This window comes from Thalassoroseus sp. (assembly GCF_984380535.1).
Genome location: NZ_CFHRBF010000024.1, coordinates 18,602 through 44,178, shown reverse-complemented (window position 1 = coordinate 44,178; position 25,577 = coordinate 18,602). Strand labels below are relative to the sequence as shown.

Genomic DNA, 25,577 nt, shown 5'->3' with positions numbered 1-25,577 from the left:
CCGTGATCCGATCTAGAATAACACGCCTTTGATGGGTTCCAATTTTTGTGGCAAATCGATTTCGTCGAGCATCTCTTTGAGATTCTGTTCGATCGTCACGCAAATCGACGAGATCGGCGTGTCCACCGGTCGATTCTCAAAGGGGTCTTCCGTGTATTCTCCGATCAGGTCGAGACTGAGGAACACGAAGTTGATGATCAACGCCAATGGTATGTTGTACAGACCGAGAGTCTCCACAAAGGCGAACGGCACGAGTGTTCCATGCAAGTACACAAAGACTCGTGAGAAGAAACTGTAAGGACGCGGGAACGGCGTGTTCTTGATCCGTTCGCTCATGCCTTGATGGTTATTGAACTCGATCAGAGTTTCATCGAGTCGAACGAAGCGGTAATCCGAGAGCCAACCGCGTTCGTAAGCGTATTGCAACTCACGCCCTTGAATCATCAGCAGATAGTTCGGGGGGTTCAGTTTGCTGAGAACTTCCGTTGCTTCTTCCGGGGAGACGAAATCACGAATGTCGTTGTAATCGTTCGAAGTCACTACCCACTCTTCGCCGATTTCGTTGTAGGCGTGTCGTTGTCGAAGAAACACGCGTAATGCGTGTAGAAAAGCAATATGTCGGTAGACGACCCGTTTCTGCCACTGACATAATTCCTTGTGGTCGGTATTGTCCTGCGAAATACTCAGCGTGACCACTTCACGTCCCCACGCTCGGCTGTAATTGACGAGCAACCCCCAAATTTTCCGGGCTTCCCACCACCGGTCGTAGGCACTGTTGTTTTTGAACCCCAAAAAAATCGCGAGTGCCGTACTCAGTAACGCGACCGATTCAAATGGGATCGTCAACGTCTTGAGCTCTAAATGGTGATGCAGCACATAGACACTGACAGACAACAGCAGGAAATAAATCAAGCTCCTCCATGTATAGAAGAGGATCGGAAGGAGATTGATGTTCTTGTTGAGAATCATCCGTGAGGTTCCGGGGGGTTGGAAGAAAACGACACTCAGAACAAGCACTCGTTCTGGGAATGTGCAACACAATGGTTGTATGCAACCATGCGAGAATCGCAAGTGTCAGATGTCGAGAATCCGTCGTCGAAAATGACATTCGAATTCACTCGAAAGCCCACTGCTCAAGGTAGACATGAGCCAGCCAAACGGGCATCCCGGTCTTTCGATCACGAAGATGCGAAAGTTCTAGCAAAAAACTCGGCACACGTCCCCGATTGCGGGTCCGTGTGCCGAGTAGGGCCAGGAAAGCCGTGGCCTTCCGGTTTCGACGAGACACAAAAGTGTCTCGATTAAGCAGTCAATCACACTAGTTGTTGGCTCGTTGCAGAATTCGTGCGTGTTCGGGCACGACGGGGTCGAGTTTCAGCTTCAAGCGTTCTTCTTCCGTAGGCGGCGTTAGCGGTCGCACGATTCGGAACCCCACGTGGGTCCCGTCGGTGTAGTACCACACGCTTTGTGGAATCTGTGGGTCTTGGATTTTCCAATCTTCCGGCATCGATTCGTAACGAGCGGCACTTCGGTGATGTTCGGGTTCGCCATCGTACCATTGCGTCCATGATCCACCTCGCACCACGCGAACTTCTTCCGTGCGGGGAATGTTGAGCGGATTCATCACCACGCCACCGTTTTCTTTGGCGATCACACTGAGTTTCTGATACCAGTCGGCGTCGTACTCATCGAGACAGTACTCCGCGACGTTGCCGTGAATATCGTACAAACCGAAAGGATTCGGTTTCTTCAGACCGACTTTGTGGTAATTCACTTCCCGTTCGAGACCCGAATTCCCGAGATACCAGGAATACTCGCCAAGTTGTCCGGGATCATCACCGAACGAATACGCGGTCGTCGTGCCACCACGAGCGGCGAATTCCCATTCCGCCTCGGTCGGCAAACGGTAGTAATGACCGGTTTTGGCACTGAGCCATTTGCAGTACATCTGGGCGGCCAACGGCGTCATTCCGGTGGCGGGAAAACCATCGTGACCACTATTGAAAGTCATGTCGGTGTACGGTTTCGTCGGTCGAGTGACCGCATCGGCAACTTTATCGCGATCGGTTGACGGAAGCTTCAGTTTCTCCCGACGAAGCACATCAAGATCGAGATTCCAAATCTCATATTCATCCCAGGTCACTTCACAACGTCCCATCCAGAATGGGCTAACTCCCACCTTGACCTGTGGGCCTTCGTCTTCCTCGCGACCCGGTTCATCCGGCGGACTGCCCATCAGAAACGTTCCGCCCGGAATCGGCACCATATCGAACGATACGGTCGTGCCGGGGATGGTTTGGCTGTACGCTTTCATCTCCTCAGCGGTTTTCGCTTCGGCGACTTCCGGATTTTCAGAGGCATCCGGGAATTTCGCGATTTCCTCGGCGAAGCCCACAGAGACAATGGAAAAACATGCGATGCCAGCAAATGCTTGCATCAATTGACGACAGGCGGTTACGTTCATAACTGATGAAACCCTCGGAGAGAAAACAGATGAATTGCCCACTCGCGTTAATTTCGAGCACGCGAAACGACCGTCGGGTAGGGAAATCCAATGACTTTAAGTTGAGATGGGGATTCGTCTTCTGGCTGGCACTACTAACGAACCCAATTCAGGCGGCTAACGATCCAACGCCCCCGACCACGTCACTTCAGGAGTTCACGTTCCGTGAAGTCCGGATGGGGGTTGTCTTCACACTCCGATTGTACGCACCGGACGCACCGCGTGCAAACTCAGCAGCAAAGGCAGCGTTCGACCGGGTTCGCGAGATCAACAATGCCCTCAGCGATTACGACCCTGACAGCGAACTCAGCCAACTCGGTCGTCGATCAGGCCCCGGACGGCCAATCCCGGTCAGCGACGATTTGTGGACCGTCATTACGGCGGCAAATCACCTTTCTCGACAATCCAACGGAGCCTTCGATGTGACGGTCGGCCCGGTCGTCAAACTATGGCGATCCGCCCGAAGACACCAGAAACTGCCGGACGCAGCGACACTCGAGGCCGCTCAGAAACGGGTCGGATACCAGCAGATCACGCTTAATGCAGAACAGCAGTCCGTTGAACTGGGAGTCGAGGACATGCAGTTGGATTTTGGTGGAATCGCCAAAGGATACGCGGGCGACGAAATGCGACGAGTCTTAAAGGAACATGGCGTCACGCGTGTGCTCATTGATGCGAGTGGTGACTTGGTCGTTGGCGATCCGCCACCGGGCGAAACCGGCTGGCGAATTGCCATGGCTCCCGTTTCTGACGAAAACGCAGACCAGAAAACGACTTCCGATAAACCAACCGTTCTCTGCCTGCATAACATCGCGGTGGCCACCAGCGGCGACGCCTACCAATTCGTGGAAATCGATGGCGTGCGGTACTCCCACATCGTAAATCCTAAAACCGGCATTGGATTGACCCATCGCAGCACGGTCACCGTCATCGCACCGACCGGCATGCAAGCGGATAGTCTCGCGTCGGCATTGAGCGTCTTGGAATGGAATGCCGCTTGGAAGTTCGTTGAATCACTGGAAAACGTCGAGGCATTCATCGCCCGCAACGATTCCCGATCCAAGCCCGATGTCCCCGAAATTCGTCAGCGAGCGTCAACGAAATTTCGTGACTACTGTTGCAAAACGCCTGATCGATGAAGACTTGCCGAATTTTCCGTCAGGCCGGTTGCCGGAGTGAATTTCGGTTGTCACGATAATATTGCCGGAGCGGTCCGCCAGACTGTATCCGTCGATTTCTAACTGACCTACGATCACGTCAGGCTTGACCTGACCTTCGAGAAATTTCCGTCGTGAAAATCCGTGAAGTGAACCGAAAATCGATCTGCTGGCCGTTGGTCGGCTGCCTGTTAATGCTGATCGGTTGTTCGTCGAAAGATGCCGACGAGGCCACCGAACCGCCTAAACTGGTGTTCCAAGGGCAATCGGTCACGATCCGTGTGCCGCCCGATACGAACTTCGCCGAATACTGGGATTTGACACTGGCGGAGTGGCGGGGGGCAACCGGCGCAGAAGCGAACATCATCGCGGATGAATCCTTGCAGGCGCCGAAGCAATCCGCAGATGTGTCGGTGATTCCGTTGACGGAATTGCCACAATGGACCGAACAAGACCGGCTCGCTTCGCTACCGACGTCGGTTCAAGATGGCTCGGCGCTGAGATGGCTCGATGTGTTCTACGGCATCCGGGAACATACCGCACAAATTGGAGGTGCCCCACGCATCATTCCGGTTTCAATGCCGGTTCTCGTCGCGTATTACCGTGCGGACCTGCTGGCAGCCAAAGACTTGGAACCGCCGAAAACTTGGACCGAATATCAGCAGTTATTGGCCACGCTCGACGAGTGGGCACCAGGATTGACCGCAGTCGAGCCGTGGTCTCCCGAGTGGCGAGCGACGACATTCCTCGCCCGCGCCGCTGCAGTCGCGAAACCGGCTGATCAACTTTCGTTCGAGTTCGACATCCGCACCGGGGAACCGCTCATCGCGACATCGGGTTTCGTCGCCGCCTTGGAACTTGTGCAGCAAGCCCGAGAGCATCTTGCCAAGGATGTGGTGAATTATTCGCCTGCGGATTGTCGCCGAGAGTTACTCGCAGGGCGGGCAGCCATGGGAATCGCTTTGGAGTCCGCACCGAACGGTCAACCGGTTCCATTCGGGCCGCAGACGAAAGAAAGTCCATCGGACAACACACGGGCGGAGGATGTTGCCCTCACGATCGAACCGCTCCCCGGCAGCGTGCAAACATACGATCAATCGAAATCGACCTTCCAATCATCACCGGCAGACAGTCCGCATACAGTGACGTTGACCGGATTCGCAGGGCTATGCGTCGCGGTTTCCAAAAGTTCCGCCAGCTCGCAGGCTGCTTGGGACCTTGCGTTACAACTCACTGCGAAAGAATCCGCCCAAACGTTTCCACCGCCATTCGGCAGCCCTGTTCGGGAATCACAGGTCGACACGCCGGGAATGTTCGCCGGTCAGACATTGCGACCGGAAGAGCAGGGTGGGTGGATGAATGCCGTCAGGACCAGTTTGTCGTCGGGCCAGTGCATCAAGGAGTTGCCGGTGATCGGCCGAAAACGGTTCCGCGATTCACTGTCGGTCGGACTAAACGCTGTTTGGGAGGGTGATGTCGACAGCCAAGACGTTCTCCAACAAGTCGCCGAGGAATGGCGTGTCATCACCCAGGAGCTAGGGTCCGAAGCCGTCCGCAAAAGTTATACGCGGGGTCTCGGTTTCCCGGCCCCGTGAGCGTCGACGTTGAGCTTTCTTTTTCTTCGAATCCTAACTTGGAGCCGAAAATTGATGTCCCACTCTCTACCGGACGCCCTTCAATCGCGGTTAACGGAGCATGGTCAAACCCATGTGCTTCGATGGTGGGAAACCTTGGATTCCGATCAACGAACCGCGTTGCAAACGCAGTTGGAAGCGATCGACTTTCCCATGCTTAATCGTTGGCTTTCGGCGAAGTCGGCGGATGAGACGGATACGCCTGCCGCGCGGGCTCAACGTGCCACGCCACCGGCCGAGATTGTTCGACTGCCGAATACGGCGTCAGAATTGAAAGCCTTTCAAGCCGCCGAAAACGCCGGCAACGATTTGTTGAAAGCCGGGCGGGTCGGTGTGATTCTTGTTGCCGGCGGGCAGGGCACGCGGCTCGGGTTTCCGCACCCCAAAGGCATGTTCCCTGTCGGCCCGGTCAGCCGTTCCACGCTGTTTCAAATCTTCGCCGAGCAAGTCGCCGCTCGTTCTCGTGACGCCGGTGCGATCATTCCGTTCTACATCATGACCAGCGAAGCCACGCACGCGGAGACCGTCGCGTTTTGGGAATCGCAGGAGTTCTTCGGTCTCGACCCCAGTGCCGTCCGCTTCTTTCAACAGGGCACGATGCCCGCCGTCGATGCGGAGTCGAAAAAACTGCTGATGGCTGAACCGTACCGACTGTGCACCAGCCCCGACGGTCACGGCGGAATGCTCGCGGCCTTGGAAAAAAGTGGCTGCCTGGATGACATGCAGCGACGCGGCGTCGATCGGCTGTTTTACCATCAAGTCGACAACCCAACCGTGAAAGTCTGCGACCCCGCGTTTCTGGGTTTCCACGAACTGCGGGGTTCGGAGATGTCCAGCAAGGTGGTGCCGAAGCGTTCGGCTGAGGAAAAAATGGGAATCGTGGTCGCGGTTGACGGCGTGACGCAGATCATCGAGTACAGCGATCTGCCCACCGATGTTGCCGCCCGCACCGATTCGAACGGCGATCTCGAACTCTGGTGTGGCAGCATTGCGGTGCACGTGTTCTCTCGCGATTTTCTGGAGCGACTCATCGTCAGCGACGCCGCCTTGCCGTTCCACTTAGCTCATAAGAAAGTCCCGCACCTCGACGAGAACGGCAACCTAGTTGAACCGGAATCGCCGAACGCGATCAAGTTCGAACGCTTCATTTTCGACGCACTCCCGCAAGCGAAAACCGCGCTCGTGATGGAAGCCGACCGCGCCCGCGAATTCAATCCCGTCAAGAACGCCGAAGGCGACGACTCCCCCGCCACCGCCCGCGCCGCCATCAGCCGCATCGGCAAAGAATGGCTCCAAGCCGCCGACCAACCCGTCCCCGAATCCGCCACCATCGAAATCGGCCCACTGTTCGCGTTGGATGAAGAACAACTGAAAGCACGGTTTGAGTCGAAGACTCAATTCGCGGGACAGTCTTATTTTGGTTAGCGTAGGACAGCCCAGAAAGATTCTATTTCAGGGCTGCAGAGCAGACGCCAGTAACCTGTAGGTCAGGCTGTGCCTGACAATCCATGGTTGCAGATCTTAGCACATATTGTGTCAGGCACAGCCTGACCTACGACTGCTGCTGACACAACACATTGTCGTTCTTTGCATCAAATTGACAGCCGTGTGTCCACACGCCACCATATACACACAAGAACAGATACCGCCAGATCAGGGGCGTCGCAATGTCGTGTTCACTCAAAGAATTTCTGCATGCTGCTGAAATCCATGAAAGAAATGCAGCTCGACTCTTGTTTTGGAGTGTTGGCGGGCTCTTCGGTTGTCTGTTTCTCGCGTTGATCACATCAGAAGTCGTCAAGTTCTTCACAACTTCTCCGTTACCAAAATTCATTGCCGCCGGTGGGTTCGCGCTCGGGCTACCGTTGCTCTTTTTCTTACTGTCACGTATGGAAAAAGAATACCGGAAATTTCCGCAGTTAACATGCAGTCATTGCGGAAAGTCTCTTGCTTCGGGAAAGCGAATTGTGATTGCATCACGAAACTGTTTTCACTGTGGGCAAACAGTTATTGAACCATCAGAAAACCCACCATGCGATCAATCAATTGCGTCAGATTGAGGCTGACGATTTTGTGAACACCATACGAGAAGCATCACACTGTACATCAGATGACTGGTCGCAGACCTAGAAACACTTTGCGTCAGGCACAGCCTGACCTACGGGTTTTCTTTGACTAACCATTGGACCGCGAGTGGGATTAGGTCGTGTTGGCCTTTGGTGGATTCGGGGTGGGGGCTGAAGCAGAAGACTCGGCCTTGGCCGAATTGGCTGCGGACGGCGGCGGATGTGCCGACCATGACGCCACGCGGGGCGCCTTTCTTGGCGATCTCGGTGGCGAAGATGGCAAGACTTTCGTAATTGGGCACGGCGGGGTCGTCCCATTCTCTGCGTGCCAACAACGGCCCCTGTCCGTAGTACAGCGTGAGTTCGTCGCCCTCCCGGCGGAAAAGTTCCGAGCCTGCGGGGGAGAGTTGCAGTTTCACTTCGCCGGTGCCACGTGCCCAGTGCAGACGGTCAAGAACTTTCGCATCGATCAGATTCAGTGACCACGAGTAATCGTTGGTCGCTAAGTAGGCACCGGCACAGATCCCGAGATATCCGCCACCGTTCTGCACGAACGTCCGAACCGTCTCGCGGCCTTCTTTCCCCAGGGCTATACCCTGTTTGCTGCCGCTGCCGCCGGGGTGAATCAGCACATCAACGCCCGACAACTCACCGTCGCGGATTTGCTTGGCCGAGATTTGCTGGACTTCGAACGTTGCTCCCTTCAGCGATTCCAACGCTGTCGTCAATTTCTTCGCGCTTTTCCCGGTGCCTTCGTCTTGGAAAATCGCCACACGTACCGGCATTTCCTCTGCGGAAACTGTGGCCGAAACCAGTACGAACACTTGCAGCCAGACAACGCAAATCTTCGACATGAGTCAGGAACTCCGGAATTGATCAAACTCGCGTGCGAAACTTTTTATACAGCGATCGGGTTGGGTTCACCACGCCCCATGTCAAGAATTCACAAACTGTACACTTGCATCCAAACACGCCTCTGACTCCAATGGGCACGGTTGCTCGAACGAACTCAAATTCTGGGAGTCGATTGATGGGACGTCGCGAATCTTATGTTCCTTATCAGTTTTGCTGGGTGGACTTGATGTCTCACGGGCTGATGGAAGCTCATGATTTCTACTGCGAATTGTTCGGTTGGACGGCAGAAGAACAAGACACGAACAATGGCCCACCATATTACATCTTCAAGAAAGACGGTCACGATATCGCGGGACTCGGCGAAATGACCGGCGAGATGCGAGAGGGTGGTGCTCCACCACATTGGAACAGCTACGTCCACACACCGGACTTGGATGCGGTGCTCGCGAAGGTCCCGGAAGCCGGTGGTAAGGTCACCATGCCCGCCATGCAAGTGATGACGGCCGGCGAAATGGCTGTCATCGCCGACCCCGAAGGTGCGATGGTCGCGTTGTGGAAACCGATCGATCACCCGGGTTCCGGCTGGGTTAACGATGCAAATACCTGGGGTTGGAACGAACTCATTAGCCGAGACATCGAAGCGTCTCAGGCGTTCTACAGTAAGGTGTTCGGTTGGACCTTCGATGAAGATGAATCGATGACCGATTACGTCATCATCAAAAACGGCGAGCAAATGAACGGCGGAATCTTGCCGTGGCGACAAGAAATGGGAGAGATTCCCTCGTTCTGGAGTGTGTACTTCACAGTCGAGGACATCGAGAAGGCAACCGCCAAGATCAGCGAACTCGGTGGCAACTTAATCCAACCGGTCATGGATCTACCGGTTGGCAAGTTGGGTGTCGTCGCCGATTGTCAGGGGGCAATGTTCAACATCATCCAAATGAACGGCCCCGTGGACGACTAGGGCAATTCCTAGTCTCTAAAGCGGTCGGTTTCGAGGATCGAGGATCGCATTCGGTTTGCCATCCTCTATCCTCGATCTGCCATCCTCACTTGCAAGTCCCTCTCAGCTTGAGAGCTGTGTAGTTCCACGGGACCAGTTTCGCGTTGACCGGGTCTCACGCGACGCGATTGGCTTCGAGTAATGGATGGTGTCCGGGGAGCCAAATGGGTTCAATGCCGAGGGACTCGCAGTATTGGGCCTGATGCATGTGACAGGTCAGCAACAGCACTTGGTGTCCGCGTTCGGCAAAACGGTGCAGGGTTTCCACGACGGCGGCGGTCCGTTGGTGATCGAAATTCACCAGCACATCGTCGAGAATCAGAGGCAACTCGATTCCATCCTCCGCGAATTGTTCGACGAGTGCCAACCGTATTGACAGGAACAGTTGCTCGCGGGTTCCATTGCTGAGGACTTCGACTGCAGAACTCTGCCCGGCTTCGTCCTCAATGAGCAAATGTTGTCGATCGATGGGGCTCCAGATACGTCGATAACGTCCTTCGGTAAATTCGGCCAGGAACTCCGATGCGAGACTCAGCGTACGGGTTTGGCCATCTCGTTCCAAATGCGACCGCAATCCCGAAACCGCATCCGCGGCTGTCTCGGTTGCGACCCATTGCGAAACGGTTTGCTGTAGTTGCAAGCGGGCGTTCGCTAATTCGCGTCGCAAGCGGGTGCCGGTGCGGTCTTCCGCGAGCGTGGCCAACTCCTGCTTGACGCGGCCCAGTTCTTCGCTGCGTTGTTGCAGTTCGGACTCGACGCGTTCGAGTTGCTTCGTCAACGACTCCCGACTTTCCCGGCTCAGGTTGGCATCGTGCGAGTGTAAATCTTCTTCGACGATCGCCAGATCCGGTGCTTCCTCGCGAGCGGATTCAAGCTCCAACTTCGCCATCGCGATCAACTCTTCGAGTTCCTCGCGACGCCCGCCGCCCCAATTCTTCGACTCGAATTCTTCACGCGACGATACGCCGATGTCGGCCAACAATTCTCGTCGTCGTTTTCGCAAGGCGATCATGCGACGTTTGAGTTGCATGGCCTCCTTGCGGTACTTGCGGGCAACTTTCAACAGTTTTTGACGCTCACTGTCGTCGACTTCGGGCGTCGCGATGGACGCCGGTGCGGACTGCGGTTTGCTCTGTAATTGCGTGAGTTCACGTTCCCATCGTGAGAGTACATCGAGCGGATGGGCGTAGTCTTCCTTGTGCCGATTGAATTGGCGGCCGGTCGTTTCGATTCGCCCGCGGTATTGCTCCAGGCGACGTTGGGCATCGCGGGCCGCATTCTCACTGAGGTCCCATGCGTACTTGAACTCTCTCACCTCGGTGACCTGCTGCCAGGTTCGTAAGGCGTCGTCGACGTTCACCGTCTCGGGCAGTCGAACTTGTCGTACACCGTCACACCAAGCTTGGCGAGCCGCATCGTGTTCCCGTCCGACCGCCTGAATACTTTTCCGCATGCGACCGAGTTTTTTTCGATCCCGCTTCAACCGCCGCTGCACGGAAACCAGTCGTTTCAATTCGGAGAGTCGTTGAGATGCCCGAGCAATCAACTGAGCTTGTGGCCCTTCGGGATGACCAGAATCCATCCGACCATTCGGGAGGCGATGGTGAATCACTTCGTGGATGTCCCGCAGTTCGGCCTCGTGGGTGCGAATACGCATCCGCAATTCTGCGAGGTCTTCGTGCAAATGACCTTCGGAGTGATGCTGGAAACCTCGTGCGATGAAGAAACCAGCGAGCCCGATCAACGCCAGAATCAAACCAGCAATGCCGTTGGTCGTGAGTCCGGTGATAAACCCGATCGTGGAGAGTATCGCTCCGCCGATACCCAGGAATAACAGGAACCCCGGTCCCCACGGCGGCAAATCCGGTCGACTTTCTAAGCGGGCCAGTTCGCGTTGCAGGTTCGAGATGCGTTGATCGACTTCGCTCTCTCGAAGCTGAAGTTCCGCCAGTCCCTCGCCGTCAGCCAACTGACGTTTTGCTTCGACGATCGCTTCTTTCAGAGTCGATTCGGGCAGTTGACTGATCGCCGCATCGAACTCACTTTGGAGTTTGTGACATGCGTCAGCCGTCTTTTTATATTTCTTCTGCATGCGATCTTTGCGGACGGCCAACGAGCGGAACTTCTGCCCGGCATCCGCTAAGCGATGGTATGCGGAATGACTGGCGTCGATCGAATCCAACCGATCAGCCGACCAATCTGCACCGAGAGTGCGAAGTCTCGCTTCGAATTCGGCCTTCTTGCGAGTTGCCTCGGTTTGTGATTGTTCCGCATGCCGGGCGGCTTCGGCGATGATCGGTCGCTGGGCCACCAAACCTTGCAACACAAACATTTCTTCCGTCCAGGGAGACGGCGTGCTGGTTTCGGCGGTGTGAAGCACCTTCGGCTTTGCGGCTTCCGCCTTCTTTCGTGCGGAAATCGCTCGTCGACGGGCACTTCGATACTGTGGTTTCAGTTCGGCGAAATCGAGATCGATTTGCTCGATGACACTCCAATCAAACTTCGGAGCCGCGGGGGTTTTGGGCAGCGTTGCCAGTTCCCGTTCCAACTCCCGCAATTCTCGCCAGGGTGTGGCAACTCGGCTGACGATCTCGTGGCCTTGCAGTTGCTGACGAAGACCTGCTCGTTTTGCCTTGAGCGATTCGATCTGCGTTTCCCATTCGGCCTGTTTCGCGAGGAGTTTGTTGTACTGGCGTCGCTGATCACCAAGCCGATGTACCGCTGCGTCGAGTTCCTTCATTCGCGAAAGTTGTCGCAGCAACTCACCACGATGACGGTTCGCCACGAAGAACTGTCGTCGAAATTGGTCGGCTTCGGAGAGCAGCTTGACAAGTTCTCCACCTTCCGGGCCAAGAGTCAGTCCGTAGATGCGTTTGGCAACTTCGGCGTCTTGTAGCGTCGAAAGTTCTTGAAGCTCGTTCAAACCGATTGCGAACACATGCCGAAAGGTTTGCTCGCCGGTTTCGCTGAGGATATGTGTCAACTTGTCTTGTGGTGACAAGTTCTGGAACTCGCGGGGCAACAACGACCGACCGGCCACATTCGCCATCGAATCTGAGACGCGATCGACCGACAGCGTTCCTCGGCCGTCGGCGTCTGCATGACGCGTCACTTCAAACTCGTGCCCGCCATGCATCAGTCGAACCGAACCGCCGAGAATCGCGGATTCGTTTTCGAGTTCATGTTTGCCAAGTTCGGTGCGGACCGATGTCGTTTCAAACCCGTAGAGTGTGCCACGGATGAAGCGAAGTAATGTGGATTTTCCCGCTTCGTTCGGGCCATAAACCACATTGATGCCCCCCGGACGCAACGGCATCGCCAGACGTCGCCAGACACCGAAACGATCGATCTGAATATCGGTCAATTGCATGGTTTGGGTCCTTCCATGACACCAATCCCGCTGGAAGATCAGCAGGGGTTTCCCGGATGCAGCGTCTGTGGTTACTTGTCCAAATTCGCTTCGCGTTCGAGCCAGTCGTTGCCAATGCACCAGGCGAGTTCGCGAATGACGGTGTCATCGCGAGTATCGAGCATACTCTCTAACAATTCCCGTCCACCCACGACCTGTTCCGCCTCGGGAACCGCCTGCCAATGATCTGCAAGCCGAGCGGTCAACTCGTTTTTGGTGAGGGAATCCTGGGATTCCAATCGACTCGCAAACCGGCCCGTGAGAGTTTCCTCAGGTGATTCCGTCTTGCTTCGCACGAGTTGAATCGCATGGCACAAATGCGGATCTTCCGGTGGTTCCGCAGTCAGGACGACATCATCCAAAAGGTTCTGACGTGTCGTTCGGTCTCGCAGCGAATTCCACAACGAACCATTGCCGCGAAGTTCCCACTGGATCAGTAAGATATCTTCGTCGTTAGTGGTCGAGGGTTCTAACAGAGCTTCAGCCATTTTCGTTACGAGATCGTCCCGTGTGATCTCTTTCGGAACCTGAATACTGTAGTTCTGAAATTGCACGCTGCTCGTCGGTAACACGGTTTCATGACGTTGACCGTCAGGGCGAACCTCGACGAGTTTGACGCCGCATCGGGTTCGTTCCGACGACTTCAACGGTTGAGTCGTCAGCGGATCGACAATCGAAAGACCTTGGTTTTGTCGCTTCAAGTTCGACCGGAACCGTTCCCCTTGAGATGCCCAGGTGAGGAAATTGAACCGTGTCGACTCCTTGACAACTTCCGGTTCTTCAACGGATGGAGTGGGTTCGGCTTCGATATTGCTGGATCGACGAGCCCAGGACGGTCGTTGCCAGTCGATTTCGTCCGCAGGTTCTTTGGAGCCTGTCTCCGCGACAGTATTCTGACGTCCCAGCGATTTGACGAATAATGGAGACGTGATCACACCGATCTGAAACGGAGACACATGCCGATGGTGTCCGTTGGTCGCCCCGTTCGTGTGACCGTTAACGTAGGGAACTGCATGTTCTAACTCTGATCCTGTCCACACCGTTGCAATGCACTCGTGATCCCGATAAACGGGCAGGGTGGCACCGGCTTCGCAGATTGTCACGTTCTCCGGCAACTCGGGAATTGCCCGCCATGTCGGGAGAGGTGCTTCATCGCTGGGAATGACATAGACCGGAATGTCTTCAGCGGCAAGCGTTTGCAGACCGTCCACCAATGCAATGCGAGCTCGCAGGCTGAGGTCCGTTTCGATGAACGTTGCTCCGCTCAGCAACACGAAATCGACTTGCCGATCGATCGCGGTGTGGATTGCCAATTCGAAAGCCGTCAGCGTGGCATCTTCGAAGTGTTCCAAAAGGTGCGTCGGAACGTCCCCGGCATATTCCAAAGGGCAATCTAACCGGGCATCGGCGATGTGCAGAAATGTCAGCGAAGCAAACGTCATGGCAGATTCCTTCCCGCCATCCTGAAAACAATCCGTGTCAACAAACGCTCATAGGCGAGGTCGAACTTGAGCGTTATTCGCAAAGTCTAGCGAAATTGTAAAAACGTTAAAAGACCGGATCGTCTCGCTGCCGTAGTCGACGTGATCCGGTACAATTTGCCCAAAATCACTGACAATGAACGCCTAAACACAAGCCGATCCGATCATGACGCACCCGTTTCTGCAAATGTTGACCGTAGGCTTGGGCGGTTTCTTCGGTGCAATTGCCCGGTTTGCCCTGACAGGAATGGCCCGGCGTTGGCTACCCAGTTTTCCGCCGATCGGCACGCTTCTGGTCAACGTGTTGGGATGTCTTCTGATCGGAATCCTGATGGCGTGGGTCGAGGACATCCCCCGCACATCCGGTCGGCAACCGCTTCCCGATGTGGTCCGAATGATGCTCGTCACCGGCATGCTCGGATCGCTGACGACATTCTCGACATTCGGTTTCGAAGCCGTCGAACTCATGCGAGAATCGCGTTGGCCGTTGGCATTCGCATATGTTGCAGGAAACCTGTGCATCGGGTTCGGTGCGGTCGTTTGTGGACGACTACTTGCTTGCAGAATCTGGGGTTAGTCTTCGTCCGTCACTTTCGCGGCAACCACTCAAGAGCTTCCTTCGCTGCCCGAACAACGTCTTCTTGCCCGATTTCGACACGTCCATCGGAATTAAAAAGGTATGTCGGTTCCACGCTGGTCAGTCGAGTGGCCTCGATAATCGCTTGTTTGGACGACGGATCATCAAAGTAATGCAATCCCCAAATCGCTCGAATTTTCTCAAGTGCTTTGCCATTCTTCAACGCGTTGAGGAAGTGATCTCGCCGCTCCGAAGTAAATGGCACAATCAACACATAGGTTTCGCCACCCGATTCCAACGGAAAATCTGACGGAGCGTTAACTCCCGACTTGCGGGCATGAGCGACCCGTACGTTGGGCTTGATGATCGGCGTCGGTTTCGCAGCCAAGCGTGCCAAAACCGTTTGCAGCAGCATCTGCTCCGAGAGCAGAACCTTGCCATACTGAGTCGTGCCGTAGTAAACATCCATCAACTTCGGCGAATCTCTGGGGACGCGGCGTCCAATTTCGATTTCCTCGAGCAACTCGTTCGTTCCACGAATGAAGTACAGCCGAATCGGTCCTTCTGCCGGTCTTTCGAAATAGTAATAGCCGTCGAATGCGGAAGGGCTGAGCGGAAACTCAATTTGAGCGGTCTCGCCTTTGTAGGTGTGCAACAACTTCGGTGGATCCGACGGAGACAGTTGGAAAACGGCGATTACGTCGGCATTATCGACCAGCCATTCAACTGTCCGAAGTCGGTATTGATTGAGATCGGCGAACGCTACGGTCGTATTGCCGAACAGCATCCATATGCCGAACAAGGCCGTTGTCGATTTCATCTCAAGAACCTCAAGTTCCGACAGACGATTAAAAGTCGCTTCACATCATAACAATAACAATAAACCGCGGATGCCGAGCTTTCGCACATCACCCGCATCATTGAAACGTCCGCACAATTGTTTCAATCCGCAAAGTTTGGAACCGAGTTGCTGAAAATCAACGGATCAGATGTGCGACTGCCGGCTGATGTGGGGACGGACCGCAAACTTGGGATGAGACCGTCTCCTTCTCGATTCCCACTTGGGCCGCCCTTCGCTCATGATCGGTATTCTCGTCACCTATTCGCTGACGCTGTTCGGCACCATTGCCGGGTTGGTGGTACCGTTCTACGGTTTGCTGGCGTATGTGGCCCTTGCGATTCTCAAGCCGGAAGCCCTGTGGTCATGGTCGGTCCCCGCGAGTAACTACAGTCGCATCGTGGCAATTTCGATGCTCATCGGTTGGGGACTTCGCGGTTGTGGCGACTGGCGACTCGGCAAAGCCAAGGGCATCACCCTGGCGTTGTTAGGCTTTTGGTTTTCCAGCATCTTCGGAGCTGCCACTTGCGAATTCCCGGAAGCCGGTTGGTACTTCGCATCGCAAATCGGCAAAATTGTTGCGCCGTTCATCGTGGGAATCACGACGGTCCGCACGACAAAACAGGTCCGTATCCTCGCATGGGTGATTCTCATTTGCCAGGGTTATATTGCGCTGCAAATGAACCTGTACTACTTCGGCGGTTACAACAAATTGAAAGAAGAAGGCTTCGCTGGGCTGGATAACAACGGCTACGCGATTTCGCTCAACGCGGCCATCGGACTGGCATTTTTCCTCGGTCTATATGAAGAAAAACTGTGGAAGAAAGGCATCGCGTTCTTCTTCTGGTTTTTGATGGTCAACGCCGTGATGTTCAGTTATTCCCGCGGCGGAATGCTAGCGTTGTGTATCACTGGCGGCGTCTCGTTTCTCCTCATTCCGAAGCGATCGACGCATTATGTCATGCTTGGGTTGGCCATTGCGTTGGGTGTCAGATTAGCGGGCGAGGAAGTCACTGAACGCTTCATGACGATTTTCGCCGAAGCCAGAAACCGTGACCGCTCCGCGGAAAGTCGTCTGGAACTCTGGACGGCATGTTGGCAGGCGATGATCGAAAACCCGCTATTTGGAATCGGGCCGGATCATTTTGAACTCAAGGCTCATACGTTCGGATTCAAAAAAGGAAAAGCCGCACACTCCTTGTGGTTCGAGGTCGGTGCGGAGCTCGGTTTCCCGGGAATCATCTGTCTGATCGCATTTTATTTTCTGTGCATTAAAGGTCTCTGGCGACTCAGTCGACGGTTGGCCAACTCACCCGATGCCGACCCTTGGCTCAAACCGATTGCGTCAATGGTGATCAGTTCTTTGATCGGTTTTATCGTCTCGGCACAATTTGTGACGGTCGAAGCCGTGGAGATTCCGTATTACGTCACGCTCCTTGGTGCGATCGTGATCAAACACCAATCTCGCCGGCCGAACCATAGCCTCGAAGATGAAGAAGACGAGGCGGAGGGGGACGAAGCGGAATACGACTGGGACTACCACGAAGAAGACGCATTGGCGACGGTTTGATAAACTCCCGGTATTCGATGCCGAGAATGAACCGAGAGCCCTGTCATGTCCGAAGTGTTTCCGAAAACCGTCGAGTTTCCTTCGTTGGGATCTGTTTGCCGACTGGGTTTGGCATCACGTGGCAACACAGATTTGCCAGCGGAGGCGGTTCACGAGGCGATTGAACGTGGCGTGAATTATCTCAATTGGTGCGGCACTGAGAACGGCATGCGACGGGCAATCGCGGAACTCGGGTCGCAACGCGACAATGTCAAAATCGCGGTGCAGTTGGAATCTCGGAGCGCAGCGGTCGCACAACGAGAGTTCGAACAGATCTGCACGGAACTCAATACCGATGTGATTGATGTCGTCACCTATTATTACGTCGAAGATCAGCACGATTGGGACCGTATCCACGAACCCGACGGAGCCGCCGGTTATCTGGAAATGCTCAAGTCGGAAGGGCGAATCAAATCGATCGGGTTGACGAGTCATCAGCGACCATTGGCGACGAGTTTCGTCGAGACTTCCGAGCACCTCGATATGTTGATGGTCCGATACAATGCCGCTCATCGCGGTGCGGAAGATGATATTTTCCCCAGCGTCGAAGGACGTTTGCCGATCGTGTCTTTCACGGCTCTCCGCTGGGGAGCGCTGTTACGTCCCACTCCTACCGATCCTCCGGACTTCGTGATTCCCCCTGCGATCGATTGGTATCGCTTTGCCCTGGCTCCGTCTGCAGTGAGTGTCACGCTGATGGCCCCGAATGATCTTGAGGAACTCAGACAGAATCTATCATTACTGGATGAATGGCAAGGACTCTCGGAAGAACGTCATGCCGAACTCGCCGCCCACGGGGATCGTGTCCGCGAACACGCAGGCCGGTTTCCGTGACCGTTCCGCTTCCCGCATCTTTGGATGATAGAAAACGGGCGTCTACCGCATCTCTCGATTCGTCACTCCTCGACATACGCTCATTCTCGACACGATCCGGATCTCGCGTTACGATACGAACAGATGCTTGAACGTTAATGTGTTTTATTGGAGCCTCCAACGTGAGCGAACCGAAACCGAATTCATCCCCGGTGTCCCGCCGTACGTTTTTACAAGCTGCGGGTGCTGCAACCGCGACAGCCGGTATGACTGCCGCCAGTTATGCCCGTGTTCTCGGTGCGAATGATCGTATCCGCACGAGTTTCATCGGTGTCGGTGGCATGGGAACCGGCCACCTGAACGCCATCAAGAAGTTGACCAAACCGGACAACCTGCAACCGGTTTCCGTGGCCGACTGCTGGAAGAAACGTGCTGAAGAAGGTGCCGCCCGTGTCGGTGCCGAGAACGCCTACCAAGACTATCGTCGTGTCCTTGACGAAGAAGTCGATTACGTCACCATCGCCTCGCCAGAACACTGGCACAGCAAGATGACGATCGACGCATTCGACGCCGGGAAAGCCGTCTACTGCGAAAAGCCGATGACGCACAACATTCCCGAAGCGATTGAAGTTGTTGAGAAGCAGAAGGAAACCGGATTGGCTCTCCAAGTCGGTGTGCAGGGCATGTCGGACGACAGCTACGCCTCCGCCGCCAAAGCCATCGAAGACGGTGTACTCGGCCAAGTCGTGCAGGCTCAGATCGAGTACGTCCGGCGTTACGGTTCACAAGGACCGTGGCGGAACCCGAGCATCAACGACGACACGCCGAAACCGGCCGATCTCGATTGGAACGCTTGGCTCGGGAAAGCACCGAAGACCGATTGGAACCCGCATCACTACTTCGAATGGCGTTGTTATTCGATGTACTCCGGTGGGGTGGCGACGGACTTGTTCATCCACCGCATCACGCGGATCATGAAAGCGTGTAACTTGCTCTACCCGACCCGCGTCGTCGGCATGGGTGGGATCTGGCAATGGCCGGACGGTCGCAATTTGCCGGACAACTTCGAGATGATCTGCGAATACCCCCGAGGCATGACGGTCTACGTCCTCGGTACGCAGAGCAACCGCGTGGGTGTCGATCACCTCATCCGTGGATATCGTGGCACCTTGTACTTCACCGGCAGCGGTTGGGTCGCGAAAGACAAGGACGGCAAAGTCCTCGCCGAGCACAAAAAGACCGGTGCCGAAGACATCCACTTGCACCACACGAACCTGCACAACCATCTCCGAAACGGCGAACCGCTGAACTGCCCACCGGAGTTGGGTTTGGCCGGCGTGGTTGCGGTGAACTTGGCCAACGAATCCTGGCGAAGCGGCCGCATGATGTCTTGGGACAAAGCCAAGGGCGAAATGGTCTCCGCCGACCAAATCGACTGGGATCCCTACCCAGACACCGATCCCGACGCCGCCTGATCGGTGATCGAGTGATGAGGTCTGATGTGATGATGTGACAATAGCCGCCGGTTCGAAACCGGCGGCTTATTTCTGTTTCCACTTAAGTTTAATGGCCAATCGCTTTTAGTTGAGCTACGCGGTCATCTAATTTCGTGGAATCGATGAGCACCTTGGGCAGCAAGGTTTGCAACCAGCGCAACCAAAAAGCCCTTGCCAAATCTGCGATTTTTGCAGTCGTCAGTGATAACTTTGGTAACGGTGAGAGACCGCGAATATTTTGCATGACGAAATAGTGGACATCATACGTCTCAGCATCACAATCTTCGTCGACCATCGTATAAGGGTTCCATCCTTCCGAATACTCCAGATGTGACGGCACCATGTCACGTTCTAGACAGACTCTCATGGCCACAACCGCTGCTGGACCAGCCATTGGGAACCACCCGTCCAGATCGTTTTCTGTCATTGCCATGACAGATGGGTCACTTAAGAATTCGTCCAGATCAATTCCGAATAAATGCTCATAGATACGCCATGCGTCCTTATCACTAATCTCATCTCGAATGACCTGCCGAATCGTATCAAGTGCCCGGTTTGGGAGATCTTGATGCCTCACTGGAATGCTCGTGCAGGACTGCCAACTTGGCAAGGTCTCCTCGACGGCAAGATAAGCCAGCAGCATCCATCGGCGGTCTGCATCCTCGGGATATTTTTCCAAGACCGCATCCCAGATACGATGACGCCAACCGAGTGTGAGCATTCCGGTTGGCGAAGTGCGGACGTGATTCTCGGCTTTTTCAAGCAATTCTGAAAAACGCATATCCCGTCTGGTGGTGTAATAGGTACTATCTCGACATCGCCGGTTTGCACCGGCGGTTTCTGTCACATCATCACACGAGACCTCATCACATCATCACTTCTTCTCGACAATGGTCGCTTTCTTGATGTAATCAAGCTTCGGGAAATTCTGGTTGAGGTATTCGTTGCCGCGACGGGTGATCATTGCTTGGCTGGGTTGTTCGCGGTATTGGGCGTTGATCTTCTTGACCACATCCATGCCCTTCGAGACTTTCCCGAACGCCGCGAAACCGTAGCCGCCGTAGTTGTCGAGTCGGGCGTTGTCGGCCAAGTTGATGAAGAGTTGCGTGGTCCGGGTATTGGGTCCCGAGTTGGCGAACGTCAGCGTGCCTTCTTCGTTGGAGTGCTTCGGCGGGTCGTCAGGAATGCGAGCTTCGGCCCACTTCTCCTGAATGTCCGGGTTGCCGTTCATGCCAAATTGCACGACGAAGCCCGGCACGACGCGGAAGAACCGACACTCGTTGTAAAACCCTTTCTTGACGGCATCGTGAAACCGATCAACACCCCGTGGCGCCCAATCACGATGCACATCGACGATGAAATCCCCGGCGGTCGTTTCAAATTTGACCTGGAATTCCTCGGGGGCCGGTCCATCGCCTTCGGCTGCCTTCACTGTTTGCCAAGCTAACGCGGTGATGGCGAGGGCTGTTGCAAACTTCAGAAATTTCGACATTCATTCTCCTCCTGTGATTGTTGAGCTGTCTTGAGTATCCGTGAAATCTTAGTTGTAGAATGCGTCGCGATGCACTGCAACTCCGCATCGAATCGTGGTGCGTCACGACGTACTCGACACTATCCGAATGCACCGATCATGCGTTGTGAACACAAAGCGGCGAGCATGGCTTCATCGTCAACCCGCCGCACATCGATCCCTTCGGCGATGAGTCGTCCTCCACAAGCGGCGAAGTGGTGTTCGTCGTAAGTCACCACGACGGCGGTCACCGAGTAACCGCTCCTTTTGAGCGTGCCCAACGCGATCGCAGTTTCCTCGGACACGTCGGGTAAAATCGCAATCACCGTTGCATCGCGTGGGAGTCGTCCGGAGATTTCCACCACCAACTCGGAAAACGTTAGACCGTCGGTTAACTCTAGCCGAGCGAGTGTTTCGAGAATCCGTTGAAACTGGTCGGGACCACGGGCGGCACGCACCTCGACCGGACGAAGCCGATCGCTTTTCGTCTCCTCAGAGGCTTCCGTTCGAGCAGCAATCCGGGAGCGAAATTCTAAGCGGTGTCCGTGTTGACGAATGCGGTCAGCCGCGTTGCGTCCATTCGAGTACAATCCAAATTGTTGCCCAAGAAGATACACCTGATTCGCAAGTGCTACCGCCGTAGTGACGGCCAACTCCGAACGATGCGGTTCGGCTCGGCTGTTGTAACCCGACTGATGAAAGTCGACGAGCAACGTCGCTCCCGCCACCGTTGACGGTTCGTAAACCTTGCTGTGTAGTTCTCCCGTGCGTGCAGTGGCGTGCCAGTGAATTCGCCGTAACGGGTCGCCCTCTTCGTACGCACGCACACCGGCAATCCGCGTGGGGTCTTCGAACAAACGGTAAGTCATGCGGACTTCGCCGATCGGTCGTCGCGATGCAATATCGTAACCGGCAATCGGCACGACTTTGGGTGTGACCAGAATGTAACAGGGTTCCGTCAGGATGCGATATCGCCGATGAAGTCCGAAGAGATCACCCGTTTCAGCCAACAGGGGTCCGATTTGGTAATACCCACGAAAATCGAACCGCACCCGATAAATGAGCTTCTTCGTCTCACCCGGTTTGAGTCGCATGATCGCCGAACGCGGTCTTTTGATGCCGATCCGTGGCGGTCGCTGCATTAACGCGGATTTCGGAACCGAGTCCTCTAATAACAGCCATGCAATCGTCCAGCGACCGTTGTTCTTGATGGTCACGGTCACAGTGGCTTCGTCGCCGATCACGGCGTTCGTAATACTGCATGACCGTTCGGCGGCAACACTATCCATCCAGGTGCGAGCGAAAAACCGACTCGTTAGCATCACGCCCAGCAACGCGTACATGGCGTATACGAGCAGCCCCAATTGGAAAATCAGACCAATTGCGAGCAGAAGAACAACGACCAAATACCAACGCATTGCGAGTGCCAATTCGGATACGAATCTGCAAAAACTCACTTTACCGTGTCAGTTCGCGACGGGTTCGGCAAGTCTCACGCCGCGGAATCTCAATATGGTTTTTCCGTGAATTCCGGTCGCGGGTGTTGCGAGCACGAGCGGTCTGCGTAAGATAAACGCCATGCCGACGCTTATCCTTCGCAATTTCAAGCACCTTCTTTCCGGTCGACTCCTGCTCTCGTACCGGGACACGTGCCTCGTCTGTTTGGTGATGCTGACCGGTCTCCAAACTCTTGTTGCCGACGACAAACCCACGACCGCGTCACCATCTCCGCTTCTGAAAACGTTCGTCGACGAATTGGTCACGATCACACCGGGGCAGGGGGCATTTCCAAAATCGTTTCGGATGGGCAGCGAGAAGGGTAGCCCGAACGAAAAGCCGGTGCACGAGGTCACTCTGACAGAACCATTCGCGATCGCACGGTACGAAGTCCCACAGAATCTCTATGAACGTGTGATGGGCGAGAACCCCAGCAAATGGAAAGGCCCACGAAATTCTGTGGAAATGATGACTTGGCAGGATGCCAACACCTTTTGCGAACGGCTGACGAAAAAACTCCGCCAGGAAAACCTCATTGGCGAGGATGAATTGATTCGTTTGCCGACTGAAGCGGAATGGGAATACTGCTGTCGCGCGGGAACCGAAACGGCTTACAGCTTCGGCGACATGGCAAAGCGTCCGGGGGACATCGGCAAGACGGCGAGTATTCTCGACGCGTATGCGTGGCATACGGGGAACGCTGCCGGAAACGATCCGCCCGTCGGAGCGTTGAAGCCGAATCCGTGGGGACTGTACGACATGCACGGATATCTTTCCGAATTCGTCGCAGACCACTGGCACAAGAATTATCAATCGGCTCCGAAGGACGGGTCCGCATGGTTGCGACAAACTCCAGCGGAATCGAAAGTCGAACAGTACGTTATTCGAGGCGGTTCCTGGCGAGATGCGTTTCCGGGGCTGCGATCGGCGGCTCGGGTTTCCTTTGACGGAAACAAACGAAGTGACGCAGTTGGCTTTCGCTGCATCAAGAGTTCAAACTCGCCAAAAGAGTGATCGATAAACGAACGCAGGTTGATCTTGAACGATGGGTTCCCAGATTTCTTGAAATTCCTGTCTTGACAGAAAAATTTGGATTCCCTTCCGAAGATGGTTTTTTCTCTGAACATTGGGTATTCTTCACCCCTCAACCCGTAACGGGGAAAAGATTTCAGACAAGACCCCTTCGGGAATATGAAACAAGTTGCCCGCCGATTGTATCGGCTGACGGTAGGATGTGTAGGACTGTGGAATAAGGTTGGAATGCGATGAGCTCCGACGAACAATCACCTCGCGACGACGACACTCAAGAAACGAATCAGCAAACGGCGACCGATACGCAGGCGGAGCAGAATGCCCCACCCACGGACCAGCCCACCGCTGACTCTCCCACGCCGGAACCAACCGGCACTAACGACGAGCAAGTCGTCACTCCACCGGAGGCCGTGGCAGAACCGCCTAGTCCGCCGGCTGAGTCCACGCCATCGCCGGTTGCCCAGTCCGCCCCGGACTCTCAACCGACGCCAGAACCCGTCGAAACCGCGAGTTCCGACACCCCCGCTACACCCGCGGAAGAGTCGGCCAAAACCGAAGACGAAAAACCTCGCGTGCAGGTCGGTGTTTCTTCCGGCTCCGCGAAGGCGGTTCCGAATCTGCAAGCAGGCGATGTGCAATCAGCAACTGCTCCGCCGCATGTCGAGCAGAAAGAGGGCGAGACCGTCGCTGCAGACGTCAACCCTTCCGCGGAACACGTTCCTCCGCAAAAGCCGATCGATATTCCAAAGGCCGACGACCTCGATCAAGATTTGGAATCGCAAATCTCGGCGGCGATGTCGAGCAGCACCAGCGAACCCACCGCGAATGTCCCAACACCGCCTCCAACCGCCAGCGAAGGCGGCGACACGGAGTCAGCGACACCAGCGGCCGCTCCTGAAGAAACCGTCCCGAAGACGGAAGAAGATCTCGAGCCGCGGCAAAAACTGAAAGCCAAAGTGCAGTCGATTAGTGATGACGACGTGTTCGTCGACGTCGGACTGCGTTCGCCGGGGGTGGTCTCGCTACGTCAGTTCGACAAGGCGAAGCCACCGGAAGTCGGCCAAGAACTCACCGTATCGGTGGACCGCTACGACGCCGAGAACGGACTCATCCACGTCAGTTTGCCGCGTGGTAAACGTAAAGTGGGTGCGGACTGGAGTGCCGTGGAAGTTGGCCAACTCGTCGATGCCACGGTCACGAAAAGCAACAAAGGCGGTTTGGAAGTCAACATCAGTTCGCTCCGCGGATTCCTGCCTGCGAGCCAAGTCGATCTCCAATACGTTTCGGACCTCGAACCGTTTGTCGGTCAGAAATTGACCGTCAAAGTTATGGAGGTCAATCCGGCGAAACGAAATTTGATCGTCAGTCGGCGTGAGTATCTCAAGATCGAACGTGAGGAACAGGAAAAGGAACTTTGGGAGAAACTGTCTCTCGGACAAACCTTTACCGGCACCATCAAGACGATCAAAGACTATGGCGCATTCGTCGACATCGGTGGCGCGGACGGCTTCCTGCATATCGGTGAAATCAGTTGGACGCGGATTCGTCACCCCAGTGATGTCCTCAAAGAAGGGCAACAGTGCGAAGTCCAGGTCATTTCGCTCGATGCCGACCGTAAGCGGATCGGTCTCGGGATGAAACAACTCAAGAAAAACCCGTGGGAAACCGCTGAAAGCACCTATCCCACAGAATCGACGGTGAGCGGCCGTGTCACCCGTGTGACGGATTTCGGTGCGTTTGTCGAGTTGGAGCCAGGCGTTGAAGGGTTGGTTCACATCAGCGAACTCGATCATCGTCGCGTCAATCGTGTGGCCGACGTTCTGAAGGAAGGTGACACTTCCGAGTTCAAAGTGCTGGAAGTCGATCCGAACAAGAAACGGATCAGTTTGTCGCTGAAGGCCCTCAAGGAAGTCCCCGAGGAGTTCAAGAAGAAGAGCGACGAAGAGATGGCTCCCAGCGGCGACAAGCCGTATCAACGCCAGCGAAAAGGTCCGTTGAAGGGTGGATACGCTCCGAAGGGCGGCGGAAAACCCAGCAGCAGCGGCGGTGGGTTGTTCGGAAACCCCGACGACTTCTAAGCTGCGGAAATTGAAGGCG

General features: G+C 55.2%; 20 protein-coding genes. 10 read left to right on the top strand and 10 right to left on the bottom strand.

The window, feature by feature from the left end; genetic code table 11:
- Positions 1-12: 12 nt before the first annotated feature.
- From AC5DDB_RS27030 to AC5DDB_RS27020, 3 genes are all read right to left on the bottom strand, one after another.
- Positions 13-969, bottom strand: coding sequence for a bestrophin family protein (locus AC5DDB_RS27030; protein WP_491742887.1), 957 nt, complete (start codon positions 967-969; stop codon positions 13-15).
- Positions 970-1,114: 145 nt separating this feature from the next.
- Positions 1,115-1,288 carry a hypothetical protein gene (locus AC5DDB_RS27025; RefSeq protein WP_491742886.1) on the bottom strand — a complete coding sequence of 58 codons (174 nt, stop codon included), beginning with the start codon at positions 1,286-1,288 and terminating at the stop codon, positions 1,115-1,117.
- A gap of 30 nt (positions 1,289-1,318) precedes the next feature.
- The gene (locus AC5DDB_RS27020) at positions 1,319-2,464 is read right to left on the bottom strand and encodes a formylglycine-generating enzyme family protein (protein ID WP_491742885.1); all 1,146 of its coding nucleotides are present in this window, start codon (positions 2,462-2,464) and stop codon (positions 1,319-1,321) included.
- A 29-nt stretch (positions 2,465-2,493) separates the two neighbouring features.
- Between AC5DDB_RS27020 and AC5DDB_RS27015 the strand changes: the two genes are divergently transcribed.
- From AC5DDB_RS27015 to AC5DDB_RS27005, 3 genes are all read left to right on the top strand, one after another.
- Complete coding sequence (locus tag AC5DDB_RS27015; protein ID WP_491742884.1) at positions 2,494-3,642, top strand: FAD:protein FMN transferase; 1,149 nt, start codon at positions 2,494-2,496, stop codon at positions 3,640-3,642.
- Positions 3,643-3,794: 152 nt separating this feature from the next.
- A complete protein-coding gene (locus AC5DDB_RS27010) occupies positions 3,795-5,255 on the top strand; it encodes an extracellular solute-binding protein (protein WP_491742883.1) in 1,461 nt (486 codons plus the stop codon).
- 54 nt (positions 5,256-5,309) lie between these two features.
- Positions 5,310-6,719: a UTP--glucose-1-phosphate uridylyltransferase gene (locus tag AC5DDB_RS27005; RefSeq protein WP_491742882.1), complete on the top strand. Its 1,410-nt coding sequence runs from the start codon at positions 5,310-5,312 to the stop codon at positions 6,717-6,719.
- A 733-nt stretch (positions 6,720-7,452) separates the two neighbouring features.
- Here the strand turns inward: AC5DDB_RS27005 and AC5DDB_RS27000 are convergent.
- Positions 7,453-8,214: a BPL-N domain-containing protein gene (locus tag AC5DDB_RS27000; RefSeq protein ID WP_491742881.1), complete on the bottom strand. Its 762-nt coding sequence runs from the start codon at positions 8,212-8,214 to the stop codon at positions 7,453-7,455.
- Between the two features lie 176 nt (positions 8,215-8,390).
- Here AC5DDB_RS27000 and AC5DDB_RS26995 point away from each other — a divergent pair, with 176 nt between their 5' ends.
- The gene (locus AC5DDB_RS26995; protein WP_491742880.1) at positions 8,391-9,179 is read left to right on the top strand and encodes a VOC family protein; all 789 of its coding nucleotides are present in this window, start codon (positions 8,391-8,393) and stop codon (positions 9,177-9,179) included.
- A 154-nt stretch (positions 9,180-9,333) separates the two neighbouring features.
- On the opposite strand, the gene AC5DDB_RS26990 is transcribed toward AC5DDB_RS26995, so the two are convergent.
- Positions 9,334-12,588, bottom strand: a complete 3,255-nt coding sequence (locus AC5DDB_RS26990) for an ATP-binding protein (protein WP_491742879.1) — start codon at positions 12,586-12,588, stop codon at positions 9,334-9,336.
- A 71-nt stretch (positions 12,589-12,659) separates the two neighbouring features.
- A complete protein-coding gene (locus AC5DDB_RS26985; RefSeq protein WP_491742878.1) occupies positions 12,660-14,069 on the bottom strand; it encodes a metallophosphoesterase family protein in 1,410 nt (469 codons plus the stop codon).
- A gap of 205 nt (positions 14,070-14,274) precedes the next feature.
- Between AC5DDB_RS26985 and crcB the strand changes: the two genes are divergently transcribed.
- Positions 14,275-14,685 carry a fluoride efflux transporter CrcB gene (gene crcB, locus AC5DDB_RS26980; protein WP_491742877.1) on the top strand — a complete coding sequence of 137 codons (411 nt, stop codon included), beginning with the start codon at positions 14,275-14,277 and terminating at the stop codon, positions 14,683-14,685.
- Between the two features lie 10 nt (positions 14,686-14,695).
- Here the strand turns inward: crcB and AC5DDB_RS26975 are convergent, their stop codons facing one another.
- Positions 14,696-15,505: a hypothetical protein gene (locus tag AC5DDB_RS26975; RefSeq protein ID WP_491742876.1), complete on the bottom strand. Its 810-nt coding sequence runs from the start codon at positions 15,503-15,505 to the stop codon at positions 14,696-14,698.
- A gap of 241 nt (positions 15,506-15,746) precedes the next feature.
- On the opposite strand from AC5DDB_RS26975, the gene AC5DDB_RS26970 reads away from it, so the two are divergent.
- The 3 genes from AC5DDB_RS26970 to AC5DDB_RS26960 all read left to right on the top strand — a co-directional run bounded on the left by AC5DDB_RS26970 (position 15,747) and on the right by AC5DDB_RS26960 (position 19,420).
- The gene (locus tag AC5DDB_RS26970; protein ID WP_491742875.1) at positions 15,747-17,093 is read left to right on the top strand and encodes an O-antigen ligase family protein; all 1,347 of its coding nucleotides are present in this window, start codon (positions 15,747-15,749) and stop codon (positions 17,091-17,093) included.
- 45 nt (positions 17,094-17,138) lie between these two features.
- Positions 17,139-17,966 (top strand): aldo/keto reductase, encoded by an 828-nt coding sequence (locus AC5DDB_RS26965; RefSeq protein ID WP_491742874.1) that lies wholly within the window; start codon positions 17,139-17,141, stop codon positions 17,964-17,966.
- Between the two features lie 161 nt (positions 17,967-18,127).
- A complete protein-coding gene (locus AC5DDB_RS26960) occupies positions 18,128-19,420 on the top strand; it encodes a Gfo/Idh/MocA family protein (RefSeq protein ID WP_491742873.1) in 1,293 nt (430 codons plus the stop codon).
- An 88-nt stretch (positions 19,421-19,508) separates the two neighbouring features.
- Here AC5DDB_RS26960 and AC5DDB_RS26955 read toward each other — a convergent pair whose 3' ends face one another.
- From AC5DDB_RS26955 to AC5DDB_RS26945, 3 genes are all read right to left on the bottom strand, one after another.
- Complete coding sequence (locus AC5DDB_RS26955) at positions 19,509-20,222, bottom strand: Imm5 family immunity protein (RefSeq protein WP_491742872.1); 714 nt, start codon at positions 20,220-20,222, stop codon at positions 19,509-19,511.
- Positions 20,223-20,315: 93 nt separating this feature from the next.
- On the bottom strand, positions 20,316-20,933 hold the full coding sequence (locus tag AC5DDB_RS26950) for a peptidylprolyl isomerase (RefSeq protein ID WP_491742871.1): 618 nt from the start codon (positions 20,931-20,933) through the stop codon (positions 20,316-20,318).
- 119 nt (positions 20,934-21,052) lie between these two features.
- Positions 21,053-22,369: a DUF58 domain-containing protein gene (locus AC5DDB_RS26945; protein ID WP_491742870.1), complete on the bottom strand. Its 1,317-nt coding sequence runs from the start codon at positions 22,367-22,369 to the stop codon at positions 21,053-21,055.
- A gap of 160 nt (positions 22,370-22,529) precedes the next feature.
- On the opposite strand from AC5DDB_RS26945, the gene AC5DDB_RS26940 reads away from it, so the two are divergent.
- Positions 22,530-23,462: a formylglycine-generating enzyme family protein gene (locus AC5DDB_RS26940; protein WP_491742869.1), complete on the top strand. Its 933-nt coding sequence runs from the start codon at positions 22,530-22,532 to the stop codon at positions 23,460-23,462.
- A 251-nt stretch (positions 23,463-23,713) separates the two neighbouring features.
- On the top strand, positions 23,714-25,558 hold the full coding sequence (locus AC5DDB_RS26935) for a 30S ribosomal protein S1 (protein WP_491742868.1): 1,845 nt from the start codon (positions 23,714-23,716) through the stop codon (positions 25,556-25,558).
- Positions 25,559-25,577 lie beyond the last annotated feature (19 nt).